The 16,284-nt window shown below is 54.6% G+C and carries 17 protein-coding genes; 4 read left to right on the top strand and 13 right to left on the bottom strand.

Features of this window, described 5'->3' with window-relative positions; translation table 11 throughout:
- Positions 1 to 62: 62 nt before the first annotated feature.
- Complete coding sequence (locus PHA01_RS12970; protein WP_271896124.1) at positions 63 to 548, bottom strand: Lrp/AsnC family transcriptional regulator; 486 nt, start codon at positions 546 to 548, stop codon at positions 63 to 65.
- Between the two features lie 152 nt (positions 549 to 700).
- Here PHA01_RS12970 and ald point away from each other — a divergent pair, with 152 nt between their 5' ends.
- Positions 701 to 1,816, top strand: a complete 1,116-nt coding sequence (gene ald, locus PHA01_RS12965; RefSeq protein ID WP_271896122.1) for an alanine dehydrogenase — start codon at positions 701 to 703, stop codon at positions 1,814 to 1,816.
- Between the two features lie 48 nt (positions 1,817 to 1,864).
- Here ald and PHA01_RS12960 read toward each other — a convergent pair whose 3' ends face one another.
- The 8 genes from PHA01_RS12960 to PHA01_RS12925 all read right to left on the bottom strand — a co-directional run bounded on the left by PHA01_RS12960 (position 1,865) and on the right by PHA01_RS12925 (position 8,861).
- Positions 1,865 to 2,338: a DUF1203 domain-containing protein gene (locus PHA01_RS12960; protein WP_271896120.1), complete on the bottom strand. Its 474-nt coding sequence runs from the start codon at positions 2,336 to 2,338 to the stop codon at positions 1,865 to 1,867.
- Positions 2,339 to 2,470: 132 nt separating this feature from the next.
- On the bottom strand, positions 2,471 to 2,905 hold the full coding sequence (locus tag PHA01_RS12955; protein WP_271896118.1) for a hypothetical protein: 435 nt from the start codon (positions 2,903 to 2,905) through the stop codon (positions 2,471 to 2,473).
- A gap of 97 nt (positions 2,906 to 3,002) precedes the next feature.
- Entirely contained in the window at positions 3,003 to 3,530 is a 528-nt protein-coding gene (locus tag PHA01_RS12950; RefSeq protein ID WP_271896116.1) for a GNAT family N-acetyltransferase, read from the bottom strand.
- A gap of 3 nt (positions 3,531 to 3,533) precedes the next feature.
- Positions 3,534 to 4,385 carry a 3-mercaptopyruvate sulfurtransferase gene (gene sseA, locus PHA01_RS12945; RefSeq protein ID WP_271896114.1) on the bottom strand — a complete coding sequence of 284 codons (852 nt, stop codon included), beginning with the start codon at positions 4,383 to 4,385 and terminating at the stop codon, positions 3,534 to 3,536.
- 2 nt (positions 4,386 to 4,387) lie between these two features.
- Complete coding sequence (locus PHA01_RS12940; RefSeq protein WP_271896112.1) at positions 4,388 to 5,134, bottom strand: alanyl-tRNA editing protein; 747 nt, start codon at positions 5,132 to 5,134, stop codon at positions 4,388 to 4,390.
- A complete protein-coding gene (locus PHA01_RS12935) occupies positions 5,134 to 6,168 on the bottom strand; it encodes a cysteine synthase A (RefSeq protein ID WP_271896110.1) in 1,035 nt (344 codons plus the stop codon). The genes PHA01_RS12940 and PHA01_RS12935 overlap by 1 nt, the downstream gene beginning before the upstream one ends.
- A gap of 168 nt (positions 6,169 to 6,336) precedes the next feature.
- Complete coding sequence (locus PHA01_RS12930; protein WP_271896653.1) at positions 6,337 to 7,668, bottom strand: DEAD/DEAH box helicase; 1,332 nt, start codon at positions 7,666 to 7,668, stop codon at positions 6,337 to 6,339.
- A 329-nt stretch (positions 7,669 to 7,997) separates the two neighbouring features.
- Complete coding sequence (locus PHA01_RS12925; RefSeq protein WP_271896108.1) at positions 7,998 to 8,861, bottom strand: DMT family transporter; 864 nt, start codon at positions 8,859 to 8,861, stop codon at positions 7,998 to 8,000.
- Positions 8,862 to 8,974: 113 nt separating this feature from the next.
- Here PHA01_RS12925 and PHA01_RS12920 point away from each other — a divergent pair, with 113 nt between their 5' ends.
- Positions 8,975 to 10,399, top strand: a complete 1,425-nt coding sequence (locus tag PHA01_RS12920; protein ID WP_271896106.1) for an aminotransferase-like domain-containing protein — start codon at positions 8,975 to 8,977, stop codon at positions 10,397 to 10,399.
- On the opposite strand, the gene PHA01_RS12915 is transcribed toward PHA01_RS12920, so the two are convergent.
- From PHA01_RS12915 to ade, 4 genes are read right to left on the bottom strand one after another with little or no spacing between them, the layout of a single operon-like run.
- Positions 10,375 to 10,911, bottom strand: coding sequence for a DUF1697 domain-containing protein (locus PHA01_RS12915; protein WP_271896104.1), 537 nt, complete (start codon positions 10,909 to 10,911; stop codon positions 10,375 to 10,377). The two genes, PHA01_RS12920 and PHA01_RS12915, sit on opposite strands and share 25 nt — an antisense overlap.
- Positions 10,908 to 11,453: a DUF1697 domain-containing protein gene (locus PHA01_RS12910; RefSeq protein WP_271896102.1), complete on the bottom strand. Its 546-nt coding sequence runs from the start codon at positions 11,451 to 11,453 to the stop codon at positions 10,908 to 10,910. Before PHA01_RS12910 ends, PHA01_RS12915 begins: the two co-directional genes overlap by 4 nt.
- A gap of 9 nt (positions 11,454 to 11,462) precedes the next feature.
- A complete protein-coding gene (gene ilvA, locus PHA01_RS12905; RefSeq protein WP_271896100.1) occupies positions 11,463 to 12,722 on the bottom strand; it encodes a threonine ammonia-lyase IlvA in 1,260 nt (419 codons plus the stop codon).
- The gene (gene ade / locus PHA01_RS12900; RefSeq protein WP_271896098.1) at positions 12,719 to 14,524 is read right to left on the bottom strand and encodes an adenine deaminase; all 1,806 of its coding nucleotides are present in this window, start codon (positions 14,522 to 14,524) and stop codon (positions 12,719 to 12,721) included. The genes ilvA and ade overlap by 4 nt, the downstream gene beginning before the upstream one ends.
- 244 nt (positions 14,525 to 14,768) lie before the next feature.
- Between ade and PHA01_RS12895 the strand changes: the two genes are divergently transcribed.
- Both PHA01_RS12895 and PHA01_RS12890 read left to right on the top strand, forming a co-directional pair.
- Positions 14,769 to 15,746 carry a tripartite tricarboxylate transporter substrate binding protein BugD gene (locus PHA01_RS12895; protein WP_271896096.1) on the top strand — a complete coding sequence of 326 codons (978 nt, stop codon included), beginning with the start codon at positions 14,769 to 14,771 and terminating at the stop codon, positions 15,744 to 15,746.
- Positions 15,747 to 15,816: 70 nt separating this feature from the next.
- Positions 15,817 to 16,278, top strand: a complete 462-nt coding sequence (locus PHA01_RS12890; protein ID WP_271896094.1) for a tripartite tricarboxylate transporter TctB family protein — start codon at positions 15,817 to 15,819, stop codon at positions 16,276 to 16,278.
- Positions 16,279 to 16,284: the final 6 nt, after the last annotated feature.

Genomic DNA, 16,284 nt, shown 5'->3' with positions numbered 1-16,284 from the left:
CGATTCAGACGCAGAATTTTCAACGCTGGGATGAAATTTGGTTGTGGCGACGCGAAATAGCGTTAGCTGGCAGTCTCAATAAGCGCCGTTTCAACGCCCAGACCGGTGCGATCCGCCACTTCACGCAAAGCAAAGGATGAGTTTATCTTCGTAACGTGCGGCATGGCCGACAACCAGAATTTGTGTATACGCTCGTAATCCTCAAGATCTTTTGCAGCAATGCGCAAGAGATAGTCATATTCGCCCGACATCAGATAACACACCAATACATTGGGGCACAGTTTTACTGCGGTCTCGAATTCACGCAGCTGCTTGTCCGCCTGTCCGGACAGGGAAATGTTGACGATGACGATAACCGGGTGACCGAGCATCTTGTTGGAGAGCCGTGCATGATAGCCACGGATGACGCCCGATTTCTCCAATATATCCAGCCGCCGCGAGCACGCGGACTGCGATAGGCCGACCTTTTCGGCGAGCGTTGCGTTCGACATGCGGCCATCTTTCTGCAAGCCGTCGAGAATAGCGATATCAATCCTGTCCAATGACATTGTTCGAACTTTCCACTTATATCCAGACGTTTTGCGCAAGGATATTCGAAAAATCACGTGGCGTCGAGCCGTCTTGGCAAGGACATGCAACGCGATTTGTGCTGTTATATTTGCCTCAAAAGGGAACATCTAAAAAGCTAACAGGAGACGTTATGCGCATCGGCTGCCCAAAGGAAATCAAAAACCATGAATATCGCGTCGGCCTCACTCCGGGCGCCGTACGCGAATACATTGCTCACGGCCATGAGGTCGTCGTCCAGTCCGGAGCTGGCTTAGGGATAGGCGCCGACGATGGAGCCTACCAGGCGGCAGGTGCGAAAGTCGTCAAGACCGCCGAAGAAGTCTTCCAGCAGGCGGACATGATCGTCAAAGTGAAAGAGCCGCAGCCCTCCGAATGGGCGCAGCTTCGTGAAGGTCAACTGCTTTATACATATCTCCATCTCGCTCCGGATCCCGAGCAGACCAAAGGTTTGCTGGCATCGGGTGTCACTGCTATTGCCTATGAAACTGTCACTGACGACCGCGGCGGTCTGCCGTTGCTTGCACCAATGTCCGAAGTTGCCGGGCGCCTGGCCATACAGGCCGGTGCGACGGCGCTTCAAAAGGCCAATGGCGGCCGAGGTGTTCTGCTTGGCGGCGTGCCCGGTGTGCTACCCGGCAAGGTCACCATTATCGGTGGCGGCGTCGTTGGCATCAACGCGGCGATGATGGCGACCGGCCTTGGCGCCGACGTTACTATTCTTGATCGCTCCATTCCGCGCTTGCGCCAGCTGGATGACATCTTCCGCGGGCGTATTCACACGCGCTACTCGACCATCGAAGCCCTTGATGATGAAGTGTTTTCTGCTGATATCGTTGTCGGTGCCGTATTGATTCCGGGTGCCGCCGCTCCAAAGCTTGTCACGCGCGAGATGCTCTCGGGCATGAAGAAGGGCGCGGTTATCGTTGATGTTGCGATCGATCAGGGCGGCTGCTTCGAGACATCGCATGCGACCACGCATTCTGAGCCGACTTACGAAGTCGACGGTATCATCCACTACTGTGTCGCCAACATGCCGGGCGCTGTGCCGGTCACGTCCGCACATGCCTTGAACAATGCGACTTTGCAGTACGGCCTGCAATTGGCCGATCGCGGCGTCAAGGCCTTGATCGACAATCCGCACCTGCGCAACGGCCTTAATGTCCACAAGGGACGCATCACCAACCAGGCGGTTGCCGAGGCACTCGGCCTCGAGATGGTCGAAGCGAAATCGGCAATAGCAGCCTGATATTGCAGCATAAAATCAAAAGCCCGGATATAATTTCCGGGCTTATGATTATGCAAGTTCAATCCGGCACTGGAAGCAATTGTTTCTTGCTGACCGCATATGGACATAGGCGATATCGTCCCGTATCAGCAATTCTTCGGCCCGGACGGTAATGCCATCCGTCTTGATTACACCTCCGGTGCCGTAAACGATACGGTCCTGGCAGGAATAGCTGCGAAGTATATAATCGCTATTCTCGTTGAACATTTCCGGTAGTTCTGGGGTTTCCGCGTGACGCTCACATGCGTCCGCGTGCAGGAAGATGGGACCTGTTTCAGCGTAGGGTTGCGGCGCCGGAAATGGTCGGTGCGACAAGACCAGATATTTTTCACCCGCCTTTACGTTCTGCAAACAATGCCGGCAAGGAACGCCATCGCCGTCGGATGTATAGGCTTCAGGTATCTGACCATTCGCGTCAGCCCCACCCGCTTGATAGTGACGGGCCAATGTTGTCGTCATGGCAATAAATCGGATTGGTCTCATCAGTGCCTCCTTTATTAAAGCAAGGAGACACCGAATTTTGACTGCAAACCACCCGATTCTTGCTCTGATAGATGAAGCGAAACGATTATGGCCAGATCTCTAGTTGAGTGACTCAAATTCGGATCCAAGCGATTATTTGGAAATGTTGAAGCGAAGGGTCACATAGTCATAAGAGTCATTGCCAGCGACTTGACCGGAAATTGTGACGGTATCGGTGCCAACAAAACCAGATGCAGCCTTATAGATAACAGATGCCATCAATATCCTGTGTGAATTACACTTGCTTAATGGATGGCCAGCTGCGTAAGCCGAGTGGCCGTATCCTTGGGAAATCACAATAGTTCCGTGTGAGGGCTTCGATATCAATTTCAAGGTTGGAACTTTGGCACTGGAACAATCAGGATTCACTTTGTAAAAAGTATATCCGAACTTTTGGCCCGATTTGATCGATATTGTTTCTACACCAGACCCAGTTTTCGTAGCTTTTGGGTCCGCCGTTTGGCAACCAGCTATTAGTAATCCCGACGAAATCGCCATCATGCTCAACGATATGTTCTTCAGCTTCATCTCAACCCTCTACAGACCGATTCGTGAAGCGATTCATAGAGAGGTATTTCGTACCAAGCTAGGGAACTATGGTTGAATAGTATACTTATACAGCAATCTAATCCCAAGCATCAATTTCTGCTTCTGCAAAACTGACAGGTTTAAAACCCATTCTTTGATACATTTGCAGCGCGCGCGGACTATCCAGCGTATTTGTTTCGATGATCACCTTTTGCGGGCTGCTCATCCATGCCGTCAAAATGGCTTCATTCAGGAAGAACTTGGCGAGCCCCCTGCCCTGGAACTCCGGTACCAAGCCGAAATAAAGGATTTCAGTGACGGCCTGCTCCTCATCGAGGACAAGTTCAAAAAAGCCTGCCGGGGAACCATCGGCGTAAAGGACATGTATATCGACATTGCTGCGATGGATGATTGCTGCCAACTCTTCATCACTGAGACGACGATGCACGGACCAATGATGCGGCTTGCCGACCTGTTCATAGAGGAAGCGATAGAAGGGCAATGAAATCGTCGTCGCGCGCATGAGTGCCAGTTTAAAACTGACGGGCGTCGGTACGGACTGCGTCGGCCGCTCCGTCATCTCCAGATGTGTCACGCGCGTCTTTAATATTCGTGGCTTCGTCATGGCTTATGCTTCGCCGGTAGCGACGGGAGTGTCTTTGGTTCCGCCCCATTCACTCCACGAGCCATCATAGAGAACATTATCCTTGTGGCCTACGGATTCGAGTGCAAGCGTAATCACGGCGGCTGTTATTCCGGACCCGCAACTTGTCACGACCGGCTGAGACAAGTCCACACCGGCATCATCGAAAATCTTTCTCAAGCCACTGATTTCCTTCAGATAGCCATTGTCAGCGAGACTAGACGCCGGAACGCTTCGTGCGCCGGGCATGTGGCCGGACCGCAGGCCGGCGCGTGGCTCTGGATCGACACCCTTGAAGCGCCCAGCCGAACGCGCATCCGCGATCTGCCTTGACTTGCTTTCAACGATCTCGCGCATATCGTCAAAACTTGCCACCTTGCCTGCGTCAAAGCTCGGGACAAAGGCCGAGGGGGCAATCCTGGTCACCTCGTCGGTGACAGGCCTGCCGGCGTTTTTCCAATTGTCGAATCCACCGTCCAGGATTGAAACGTTCTTTGCGCCAAACGTGCGCAACATCCACCAGACGCGCGGCGATGTCGTCATTCCAGGTCCATCATAAACGACGATCGTATCGTCGTTGGTGATTCCCATGCTGCTGACGGCTGCTGCGAAAGCTTCCGCGTTGAGGAGAGTGTGCGGCAGCGATGAATCCGGATCCGACATCTCTTCGTGGTCGAAGAAAATCGCGCCGGGAATGTGACCAGCCTCATATTCGGCTTTGGCATCCCGCTTTTGAACGGGAAGATACCAGGATGCATCAAGAATACTGAGACCGGGCTGGCCGAGTCTTTCCTGCAGCCAATCGGCTGAAACCACAAAAGGGCTCTTGTCTGCCACGTTCATACTCCCTCTGGCAACGGACCGAAGCGGATGCGGAACCGCCTGTTTTCCTTGCCTTTCTTTTCGATTTTTCCGATGTGGATCACGCCAACTTCACCGGTGGTCGCGACATGCGTGCCGCCGCATGGCTGCGAATCGACCGAAGCATTTTCACCAATACAAACCAGCCTGATACGCCCCGTCCCTGTTGGCGGCCTTACATTCTTGGACTTGATCAGGCCGGGATTTGCAGCGAGTTCGTCGTCCGTAATCCACCGGGTGAAAATCGGATGATTGGCGTTCACCAGTTCCATCATCTTCTCGGTAACGCTTTCCTTGGTCACACCCGCGTCCGGCAGATCGAAGTCAACGCGGCTGTCGTCTTCGCTGACTGCCGCACCTGTGATCGGAAACGGGCAGACGACGCTGAGCAGGTGGCAGGCCGTATGCATCCGCATCAGTCTGTAGCGCCGGTCCCAATCGAGGCGCAGGGTTAGCTTTTCGCCGATGGCCGGGACGGGTTGATCGGGCGCCGGTACGTGGATGATCTCTTCCTTGGTCTCACCGGTAACCGTTGCAGCGATGCTGATCGTGGAGCCATCGGAGCGAACGAAAACACCGGTATCGCCGGGTTGACCGCCCGATGTGGCATAAAACACGGTCTGATCGGTCAGGATGCCGCCCCGCTCGCTTATTGCCAATACTGTCGCTTCGATTGCTTTCAGATAAGAATCTTCGCGAAAAAGAATAGCCGTATCGTAAGCCATCAGGATACATTCTCGAAAGGAACGGATATATTTGTCTCTGCTTCCATCCATGCCGGTACTGGCAAGTCCTTGGAGCGCAAGAACTCCGGATTGAACATTTTGGACTGGTAGCGATTGCCGTAGTCGCACAGCACCGTCACGATAATCTTGTCCGGTCCCATATCCCGCGCCATGCGGATCGCGCCGGCAATGTTGATCCCCGACGACCCCCCCAAACACAGCCCCTCTTCCTCGACGAGGTCGAAAACAATTTCGAGAGCCTCAGCGTCGGGGATCTGATAGGAAAAATCTGGCTTAAACCCTTCAAGATTGGCCGTGACACGGCCCTGCCCGATGCCCTCGGTAATGGAATTTCCCTCGGATTTGAATTCGCCGGTCGTATAGTAGGAGAACAATGCCGCGCCCAGTGGATCGGCAAGTCCGATCTTGATATTCGCGTCCCTGGCTTTCAGCCCCTGCGCTACCCCGGCCAGTGTGCCGCCCGAGCCCACCGCGCAGATAAACCCATCCACCTTGCCATTCGTATCGCGCCATATCTCTTGTGCCGTTGTTTCCACATGCGCCTGGCGATTGGCGACATTATCGAACTGGTTGGCCCAGACGGCGCCATTCGGCTCGGTTTTTGCCATCTGCTCCGCGAGACGGCCGGAGACCTTTACATAATTATTGGGGTTCCTGTAGGGGACAGCGGGCACTTCTACCAACTCGGCACCGAGAAGGCGGAGGGCATCTTTCTTTTCCTGGCTCTGCGTTTCGGGAATAACGATGACAGTGCGGTAGCCAAGCGTCTTGGCAACCATTGTAAGCCCAATACCCGTGTTACCCGCTGTACCCTCGACGATCACACCACCTCGCCTCAGAAGTCCGCGTTCCTCGGCGTCACGAATTATGTAGAGCGCCGCGCGATCCTTGACGGACTGGCCCGGATTCAGGAATTCGGCCTTGCCGTAAATTTCGCAGCCAGTGAGGTCGGAAGCCTTCTTGAGACGAATGAGCGGCGTGTTTCCGATGGTGTCGATCACTGAATCATACATAGGCCAAGTCCTTCATTCTGCTTGGCTTGAACCTATTTGTCTCGATCAAACCGTTCAAGCATAGAATTTTTCAAACCAGACGATATGCGGATATTTGTTTCAGGGATGTATATGAAAAGGCCGCCGACACGATGTGCCGGCGGCCTGATAATACGTCAATAGAAGCTGTTAAGCAGCCCTTGCGCCGAAGCCTTTTTTGTTCCGGCGGAATGGGCGCTTCTGTGCGGGACCACCTGCATCATTGCTCCACACCTTTTCACCACGTGGTTCACGCGGCTTGCCAGCAGACTGGCCGCGATGCGGCTTTTTGCCAGGCGCACCGTTACCGCCTTCGCGACGCGGCGGGCGCTGATCACTATTGGCAGCACGAGCAGGCAGGCTCGAAAGGTCGATCGGCGAATCCGCCATTGGCAGACGCATGCGTGTAACGCGTTCCACGGCCTTGAACTTGGAAGCCTCTTCCGCCGGATCATAAAGCGTGATCGCCTTGCCAGATGCGCCGTTGCGGCCTGTACGGCCGATCCGATGGACATAGCTCTCTGGCTCGTCCGGCAGATCGAAATTGATCACGTGGCTGATACCGACGACATCGATGCCTCGTGCGGCGATATCGGTTGCGACCAGAATGCGCACGGAACCATCCTTGAAGCCGTTCAACGCGCGCTGGCGCGCATTTTGCGACTTGTTGCCGTGAATGGCCGCAACATTATAGCCGTCTTTCTCCAGAACGCGTGTAACCGCGTCAGCTCCATGCTTGGTCCGGGTAAAGACGATAACCGATGACAAGTCCTCATCCTTGAGCATGGCAGATAGAACCTGCTTCTTCTGCTTCGTCGGAATCATGTGTACGACCTGTTTGATCTCGGCGGCCGTTGTGCCCTGCGGCGCAACTTCCACACGAACGGGATTGCGCAAAAGGCTTGCAGCCAATGTGGCAACTTCCTGCGGCATTGTCGCCGAGAACAGAGCCGTCTGGCGATCACGATGAGTGCCCTTGGCAATGCGCTTCACATCATTGATGAAGCCCATGTCGAGCATGCGGTCAGCTTCATCGAGCACGAGCCAGCGCGTTTCCGAGAGATCGACACGATTGTCGCGCACAAGGTCGGTCAAACGACCCGGTGTTGCGATCAAGACATCGACGCCGCCCTGCATCTTGTTGATCTGGGCAATGCGTGAGACACCACCAAGAACGAGCGCGGTCGAAATGTGTGCGCCTTTCGCCAAAGTACGGAACGTTTCTTCGATCTGTACGGCAAGTTCGCGGGTTGGAGCGAGGATGAGCGCACGGGCGGTCTTGCCTTTGCGCTTATCACCGATGGTGAGGATTTTCTGCAGGATCGGCAGGGCGAATGCCGCTGTCTTGCCGGAGCCTGTTTGGGCGATACCAAGAATGTCCTGACCGGCGAGCTGTGCCGGAATGGCCTGTGCCTGGATGGGCTTGGGAGTAGCCATTCCAGCTGCCTCGACTGCTTTGAGCAGGATGGCATTCAGACCCATGGCGGCAAAGCCGTTTGTTTCAATAGTTTCCAATTCAATCTTCTTTCATTGGCCAGCGCGAATGATCGCGGGCCAGACAACGCATCACAGGGCGCAACCTGCGTGCAATAATTTTGGGATAAACGACGAGACGCGAGGAACCCTGCACCAATGGCTTCGGATTCATGCGACTTGCGCAGCCGTGCCCATCGCATCATGCGGATGGATCTCAGACGCCACGAAGTCCTTAACTGGAAGACCGGTTTGCCCGGTCCAAGCGCCTGACCGGCATATGGGCCTTCTTATGCCAAAAAGCAAACGATTTTATTGTGCGGCGCAAAAGGACCAAGCTATTTGGCGAAGCGCTTGGCACCCGCAACGCACAATATCACTGCAACAGTGACGGCGATCATCGGCCAACTGACGGATTCGTGCAGCAATGTCGCAGCGAGAACGAGACCGAAGAAGGGTTGCAGCAACTGCAGCTGACCGACAGCCGCAATTCCGCCTTGAGCCAGCCCGCGATACCAGAAAATGAAGCCTATCAGCATTGAAAAGAGCGAGACATAGAAGAGGCCAATCCAGGCGGGCTGTTTGATGATGCTCAAATCCGACGGGAAGACATAGAGGGTCAGGGGTAGCATAACTGGCAACGAAAGGACCAACGCCCAGCAGATCACCTGCCAGCCCCCTAGTTTGCGCGACAACTGCGCACCTTCTGCATAGCCAAGCCCGCAAACGACAATGGCCGCGAACATCAACAGATCGCCGGTTAGCGATGCCGCGAAATTCTGCGTCAATGCGAATCCAGCAACGAGTAGGCTGCCCGCACAGGAAAACAGCCAGAACAAAGGACGCATGCGCTCGCCGCCGCGCAATACACCAAAAATGGCGGTTGCAAGCGGCAAAAGCCCGATAAATACAATGGAATGAGCCGATGTGATATGGCGTAGCGCCAGCGCTGTCAGAAGTGGAAAGCCAACGACGACACCCATGGCAGTGATGAATAACGGGCCGAGATCCGTCCTCATCGGACGCTTTTCGCGGAAGGCTAGTAGCAGGGCAAGCGCCAGCGCAGCTGCAATCGTGGCACGCGCACCGGTCACGAAGATGGGATCAAATCCAGCAACGGCCGCACGTGTCGCCGGCAACGACCCACTGAAAATAAGTACGCCGATAAATCCGTTAATCCAGCCGCTTGTTATCTTGTCCATATTTTCTCTGCCATGCGATCACATTGTAAGCTGTATCCACCTAGTGCCGTAGATTTTCCAGATACGGTACAGTACAATACACGCAAACTGTCATGGGATGACAAGCAGTACAGATGGACAAAACCGTTGAACTCAAGCTCGAAGGCGGTACGCTGGTCAATCGCGTGATGCACGAGGTTCGGCAACGCATTGCCGGGCGCACACTCACGCCGGGAGCAAAGCTCCCCTCAATACGCAGTTTTGCCGAGACGTTGTCAGTATCGAAATCGACAATTGTCGAGGCGTATGACCGGCTCGCGGCCGAAGGCATCATCTTGTCGCGACGCGGCTCAGGCTTTTATGTCGCCGGTCATCTGCCGCCTCTGTCACTGGCCGAAATCGGGCCGCGGCTTGACCATGCCATTGATCCACTTTGGGTGTCGCGCACATCACTCGATGCAAATATCAGCATGGCAATGCCCGGCTGTGGTTGGCTGCCCTCCTCATGGATGCCTGAAGCAGGAATTCGCCGGGCCTTGCGCGCCATGGCAAGGGCGGATGAGTCATCCCTCACCGACTATGCATCGCCGTTAGGGTTGCTACTATTGCGCCAACTCCTTGCGCGCCGCATGGATGGACATGGCATTGAGGCGGTTCCAGACCAGATCATGTTGACGGAATCAGGCACGCAGGCGATCGATCTTCTTTGCCGTTTCCTGATTGAGCCTGGGGATGCCGTCATCGTGGACGACCCGTGTTATTTCAATTTCCACGCCCTACTCAAGGCGCATCGGGCCAAGGTGATCGGGGTTCCTTACACGCCAAACGGTCCCGACCTGGAGCAATTTGCGGAAGCGCTTTCGGAGCACCGGCCTCGCCTTTACATTACCAATTCCGCCTTGCACAACCCCACCGGCGCAGTGCTTTCGCCCGTCGTCGCCCATCGGCTGCTCAAGATCGCAGAACAGCACGATCTGACAATCATCGAAGATGATATCTTTGCCGATTTCGAACATGAGCCGGCACCTCGGCTTGCTGCGTTCGATGGGCTCGATCGCGTCGTGCATATCGGCAGCTTTTCCAAATCGCTATCGGCATCTGTTCGCTGCGGCTTCATCGCTGCGCGGCGCGACTGGATCGAAGGGCTGGTGGATTTGCGCATCGCTACATCCTTTGGCGGCGGACGCCTGGGTGCAGAACTCGTACTGTTCATGCTGAAGGATGGAAGCTATCGCAAGCACATGGACAGTCTGCGCACGCAACTGGCAAAGAGCATGGGCGAAACGATAGCCAAGCTGAAGCCGCTCGGCCTGGTTCCCTGGATCGAATCGCGCGGCGGCATGTTTCTTTGGTGCAAACTGCCGGAAGGCGTGGACGCCGCAAAGATCGCGCAACGCGGTCTGGCAGAAGGGGTGATTTTTGCGCCAGGCAATGTGTTCAGCCAGTCGCAGGCCGCATCTTCCTACATGCGTTTCAATGTAGCGCAGTGCAATGACCCGCGTATTGTCACGGTACTGGAAAGGCTGATTGCCGATCAGACTGCTTCTGCCAGTTTTTGAAGAGCCAAAACAGTTCGCCAGTTACGTGCGGTGAGCGGCACTTTCAGCACCTTGTCGAGCGCGAGGGCAAGTTTCGAAATGCCAAAGCCGTCGGGCGTATAGAGGTAAAGAACACGGTTCCTGACAGTAAAACTTTCGGTCTCACTCGCCTTGCTGGCAAAATTTTCGAGCGCGGTGTCAGTCGGGTCGTCGTCAAGAATGACGGCGTGAAGCGATTTTGGATTTTCCTGCGCTTGGGGATAAGGATTTTTCGCGATCATACAGTTCCATTCATCAATACTGCGCATGGAGACACGCGATTCGAAACCAAATGTTTTCACAAAAATGCCCGAAATTGCCTCGGCAATCTGGCGAGCCGTCTTGTTGGACTTGAGAACAACGTTGCCGCTTTGTATATAGGTTTGCACACCCTCGAAGCCCGCCTCGACAAGTACGTTCCGCAGTGTTTCCATCTTAACTTTTTTGTTGCCGCCAACATTGATGCCGCGAAACAGCACAATATAAGTAGTCACTTCGCATCCCCCGCCATTTGCTTAGCCAAATGGGCCAACTTGAGGACTGTATTCCAGTTTCTCGCTGTAGCTGCAACTTTCAATGTTTTTTCAATTTTAGGATGCAGTCTTGCATTCGAAACACCTTGAGGTGTGTAGTAATACAGCACCCTGCCTCTGATCTCGAACTGTTCCGGCCCTATAGCTTTTTGTTCCAATGCCTTCACCGCCTCTGCATCAGGTGTCCGCTCCAGAACATAGGCATGAAGTTTAGCCGGTTCACTCACAGCCAGCGGGAATGGGTTTTGGCAAATGAGCTTGGCCCATTCCGCCCTACTAACGATCATGATGTGCTTGGAGAAGCCAAAATGCTCCAATGCGGTCGTAGCCACACGCTTAGCGATGCGCTTCGGCCTATCGTTTGAGGTAAGAACGACATTGCCGGTATTGATATAGGTTACAACGGACTCAAAGCCTTCCTCGACCAAGGCCGCTTTCAATGGCTGCACGGGAAGCAACGTATCACCGCCGACACCACGAAACAGGATGATCCAGCAGGTCACGATGCCACCTCAGATAATCAATCCGGCAATGGTCTCATTATCGGTGATGTCCTGATATGCCCAACCTGCCTCATCGAAACGTTTGAACAGCATGTCGAAATTGAGCTTGTTCTTGGTTTCGATACCAATGAGGACGGAACCGAAATTACGCGCGGACTTTTTGAGGTATTCGAAGCGGGCAACGTCATCGTCCGGTCCCAAAAGGTCAAGAAACGACCGCAAAGCGCCGGGCCGCTGGGGAAATCGGAAGATAAAATACTTCTTCAGTCCCTCGTATCGCAGTGACCGCTCTTTCAGTTCCGGCAGGCGTTCAAAATCGAAATTGCTGCCGGATATGACCAGAACGATCCGTTTGTTCCGGATATCGCTCTTCTTGAAGTCCTTGAGCGCATCGATGGCAAGAGCGCCCGCTGGTTCCACGACGATGCCCTCGATGTTGAGCATCTCAAGGATAGTCGAGCTCAGACGATTTTCTGGAATCAAAGTCACAGAGTCTGCCGTGAAGCCTTTGAGTAACTTGAAGTTTTCACGGCCGATCTCCGCAACTGCGGCGCCATCAACGAAATTGTCCACGGTGTCTAGTTTGATACGTTTGCCTGCTTCGAGACTGCGTTTCAGGCTCGGCGCACCGGCTGGTTCAACGAAGCGGAAGCGGGTCTCCCATCCGAGATCGGCAAGATAGCGTGTAACGCCGCCGGAAAGCCCGCCACCTCCGACAGGCAGGATCATCAGGTCGGGCTTGCGCTTGTCCGGCAGCTGCGCGGCGATTTCATGCGCCACGGTTGCTTGTCCTGTGATGATATCCATGTGGTCGAAAGGCGGAACCATGATAGCCCCGCTCTCCGCAGCATAGTCCTGTGCAGCGGCATAGCATTGATCGAAGATATCCCCGAACAGTCGAATTTCGATGAACTCGCCGCCGAAACTGCGCGTCTTGTCGATCTTCTGTTGCGGCGTAGTTACCGGCATGAAGACGACACCCTTTTTGCTAAAATGCCGGCAGATGAAGGCAAAGCCCTGCGCGTGGTTTCCAGCCGAGGCACAAACGAAGGACGAATCCTCCGACTTGTGCTCGTTCAAATAATGAGAGATGAAATTGAACGCGCCCCTGATCTTGTAGGACCGCACAGGCGACAGATCTTCGCGCTTGAGCCAGATCTGTGCGCCGTATTTCTGGGAGAGATAGTGGTTGAGTTGGAGCGGTGTTTCGGGAAACAGCACGCGCATTTTTTCCGTCGCGCGATCCACGGCCTTGATGAATGCAGTCATAGGAACAGGTCAACCTTCGTAAATGTCCGGACATCGATAATCCCGACATCAGATATACGCAATTCCGGAATGACCACCAGCGCCAGCAGCGAATGCTGCATGTAGGCGTTGTTGAGTGTACAGCCCATCGCGCGCATAGCGTTGACGAGCTTGTCCGCCTTTGCTGCGACGATTTCTGCGCGCTGGTCAGACATCAGGCCGGCGATCGGCATTTCCACCATGGCAAGTTCTCGGCCCTTGGAAAACAGCACCACACCACCGCCAACTTCACCAAGCCGATTGGCAGCTTTCGCCATATCGTCTTTGTTGGTGCCTACCACAATCATGTGATGGCTGTCATGAGCGACGGTTGAGGCCATAGCGCAGTCGAGGGTATAGCCAAAGCCGGAGACAAAGCCGTTAACTACCTTCCCCGTTCCACGATGCCTCTCGACAAGAGCAATTTGGCAGACATCATTGCGCCGATCCATCTGGACGATGCCGTCGGAGACTGACAACTCCGCTTCCAATGCTTTTGTCGGCGCCTGATTTTCGATGACCCCTATCACACGCGCGGTAATCTGCTTTGTGGGTTTCGGAGACTTGATATCGAAATCCTTGGCCTTCAAATTTTTCCCGAGCTTGATCGTATTCTTGGCGAATGCCGGATAGTTGTAGGCCGGAATCTCAGCGACGAGCTTACCTTTCTCCGCCACAAGCACGCCCCGCGCGTAAACACGGTCGATCGTCAGATTTGGCAAGTCCGATACGATAAGGAAATCTGCAAGTCGTCCCGGTGTGATCGAGCCGACCTCCCGCTCCAGCCGAAAGTGCTGCGCTGTATTGAGTGTCGCCATCTGGATCGCCGTCACAGGTTTTAGCCCTTGGGCTATGGCGTGACGCACAACACGGTCCATATGACCTTCGTTTACAAGCGTGCCGGAGTGACTGTCATCAGTGCACAGGATAAAATTGCGCGGATCGAGACCCTGCTCCGTAACCGCTTTGATCTGGCGGGCAACATCATACCAAGCGGATCCAAGACGGAGCATAGCCCGCATGCCCTGACGCACACGGGCAATGGCGTCCTCCATGCGGGTACCTTCGTGATCATCTTCAGGACCACCGGCAACATATCCATGAAAGGCACGTCCAAGCTCAGGCGATGCGAAATGCCCTCCAACAGTCTTTCCGGCGTTTACGGTGGCGTCAATGCCACCCCGCATTGTTGCATCGTTGTTGGCGACGCCAGGAAAGTTCATCACCTCGCCGAGACCGATGATATTGGGCCATGTCATCGCTTCGGCAACATCATCCGGGCTTATAGAGGCACCTGCATTCTCCAATCCGGGTGCCGATGGAACGCAACTCGGCATCTGCACGTGCACATTGATCGGCATGGCAAGCGCTTCGTCGTGCATCAGGCGGACGCCATCGAGCCCTAACACATTGGCGATCTCGTGCGGATCGATGAACATCGACGTAGTGCCATGAGGAATGACGGCCCGCGTAAACTCAGTCACCGTGACCATACCGCTTTCGACATGCATATGCGCGTCGCACAGACCAGGCACCAGGTAACGTCCACCCGCGTCAACGACCTTCGTTTTCGGCCCGATGCAGTGCTCCGCTCCTTGCCCAACAAAGGCAAAGCGCCCAGCCACGATGGCAAGATCGGTACCTGCAATGACTTCTCCGGAATAGACGCTTACCAAACGACCGTTGCGGACAACCAGATCCGCATGCTCGCGGCCCATCGCAACATCCACAAGCAATGGCGCTGATTCCGTCCATGCTGCTGGTTTGGCTGCCTGTTTGCTCATCGTCATCACTCCGATCGCCTGATCTCTTCGAATATGCATATACCAAAAAACAACGTGACTGCGCTGTTCACAGTAGAATTCTCAAAAAATTCGGGGAAATCCATGAATTGCTTGACAGAACCACGATCGTTGCGTCCGATAGGTCTCATGCGCCGCGTCGAAAACGGAATTGCCAATGACCGGGGAGAAAATGTTGGCATGTCTGACTGCGGCAATTCAAAGCGTTATTCTGGGAGGAAATTTAATGCTCAAACTCTTTACATCACTCGCCACTACAGCCGCCATTGCTCTCATCTCGGGTAGTGCATTTGCGCAGGGTTACCCGGAACGCAGTATCACCATGGTCGTGCCGTTCGCAGCGGGCGGCCCCACAGATACCGTTACCAGACTTGTCGCCGAAAGCATGTCGAAGGACCTCGGTCAGCAAATCATCGTTGAAAATGTCGGCGGAGCAGGTGGCACGCTTGGGGCCTCCCAGGTAGCAAAGGCAGAGCCGGATGGATACACGCTGTTGCTGCATCACATCGGCATGGCAACCAGCGCCACGCTATATCGCAAGCTGCCCTATGACACGCTAAACGCCTTCGAATATGTGGGGCTTGTCACAGATGTTCCGATGACCATTGTAGCAAAGAAGGACTTCGAGCCGACGGATCTCAAAGGCCTTGTTGAATACGTCAAGGCAAATGCCGACAAGATCACCCTTGCGAATGCCGGTATTGGCGCCGCCTCCCATCTTTGCGGGATGTTGTTCATGAGCGAGATCAAGACGCCGCTGACAACTGTACCTTACAAAGGCACTGGTCCTGCCATGACAGATCTCCTGGGTGGTCAGGTAGATTTGATGTGCGACCAGACAACCAATACAACCAAACAGATCAAAGGCGGTACGATCAAAGCCTACGGAGTCACATCGGCCAAGAGACTTGACGCCCTTCCCGACCTTCCAACCGTCGCCGAAGCCGGCCTGCCGGGCATGCAGGTAGGTATTTGGCACGGTATTTACGCACCGAAGGGAACCCCTGCAGAGGTAACGCAGAAACTTTCGGCATCCCTGCAAAAGGCATTGAAAGACCCCAACGTCGTCGCTCGCTTTGCTGAACTGGGCACGGTGCCATCGACTGATGCGGAAGCAACGCCTGCAGGGCTGAAGTCGAAGCTTGAAAGCGAAGTGACCCGCTGGAAGCCGGTCATAGAAGCGGCCGGTCAATACGCTGACTAGTAGACCATGGGCCGGGAGTGGGAGAGCGCTTCTGGCCCCTCTTATGGAGTGAAACGGCGGCGGGGAACATATGAAAGATCTTAGTTTTAGTTTGCGCGATTTGATCTGCGGCGTACTGTTTATATTTATAGGCCTTTTCTTTGCGATACAGGCATATGGCCTTGAACTTGGCACAGCACTCCGCATGGGACCAGGTTATTTTCCGTTTGTATTGGCCGGAACCCTTATCCTTCTTGGCATAATCGTCATCATTCAGGGTACTCAGCTACAGCATGAACCAATGGGGCCAATTGCGTGGCGCGGACTGCTATTCATTTTGCCGGCACCGATCCTGTTTGGCCTCACCGTCCGGGGATTGGGCTTCGTGCCATCACTTTTTCTGACGGGATTGGTCGCGGCTTTCGCAAGTACGAAGATGCGCCCCGGAACCGCGCTCCTGCTGGTTGGCGGCCTGACATTGTTTTCTGTAATCGTGTTCAGTTATGCGCTCGGCCTGCCCTTCCGGCGTTTTGGCCCCTGGCTTGGGCAGTAAGGGCGC

This window comes from Candidatus Phyllobacterium onerii (genome assembly GCF_028331445.1).
Classification (GTDB): Bacteria; Pseudomonadota; Alphaproteobacteria; order Rhizobiales; family Rhizobiaceae; genus Phyllobacterium; species Phyllobacterium onerii.
The sequence above is the reverse complement of the archived record's forward strand: the minus strand, read 5'-3'. Positions and strand labels throughout refer to the sequence as shown.

Excerpts from the sequence above, each read along its gene's own strand:
- PHA01_RS12920 (WP_271896106.1), top strand. The coding sequence starts at position 8,975 with ATGGACAAAACCGTTGAACTCAAGCTCGAAGGCGGTACGCTGGTCAAT.
- PHA01_RS12970 (WP_271896124.1), bottom strand. The coding sequence starts at position 548 with ATGTCATTGGACAGGATTGATATCGCTATTCTCGACGGCTTGCAGAAA.
- PHA01_RS12940 (WP_271896112.1), bottom strand. The coding sequence starts at position 5,134 with ATGGCTTACGATACGGCTATTCTTTTTCGCGAAGATTCTTATCTGAAA.
- PHA01_RS12935 (WP_271896110.1), bottom strand. The coding sequence starts at position 6,168 with ATGTATGATTCAGTGATCGACACCATCGGAAACACGCCGCTCATTCGT.
- PHA01_RS12925 (WP_271896108.1), bottom strand. The coding sequence starts at position 8,861 with ATGGACAAGATAACAAGCGGCTGGATTAACGGATTTATCGGCGTACTT.
- PHA01_RS12930 (WP_271896653.1), bottom strand. The coding sequence starts at position 7,668 with ATGGGTCTGAATGCCATCCTGCTCAAAGCAGTCGAGGCAGCTGGAATG.
- ilvA (WP_271896100.1), bottom strand. The coding sequence starts at position 12,722 with ATGACTGCATTCATCAAGGCCGTGGATCGCGCGACGGAAAAAATGCGC.
- PHA01_RS12895 (WP_271896096.1), top strand. The coding sequence starts at position 14,769 with ATGCTCAAACTCTTTACATCACTCGCCACTACAGCCGCCATTGCTCTC.
- PHA01_RS12890 (WP_271896094.1), top strand. The coding sequence starts at position 15,817 with ATGAAAGATCTTAGTTTTAGTTTGCGCGATTTGATCTGCGGCGTACTG.
- PHA01_RS12955 (WP_271896118.1), bottom strand. The coding sequence starts at position 2,905 with ATGAAGCTGAAGAACATATCGTTGAGCATGATGGCGATTTCGTCGGGA.
- ald (WP_271896122.1), top strand. The coding sequence starts at position 701 with ATGCGCATCGGCTGCCCAAAGGAAATCAAAAACCATGAATATCGCGTC.
- PHA01_RS12960 (WP_271896120.1), bottom strand. The coding sequence starts at position 2,338 with ATGAGACCAATCCGATTTATTGCCATGACGACAACATTGGCCCGTCAC.
- ade (WP_271896098.1), bottom strand. The coding sequence starts at position 14,524 with ATGAGCAAACAGGCAGCCAAACCAGCAGCATGGACGGAATCAGCGCCA.
- PHA01_RS12950 (WP_271896116.1), bottom strand. The coding sequence starts at position 3,530 with ATGACGAAGCCACGAATATTAAAGACGCGCGTGACACATCTGGAGATG.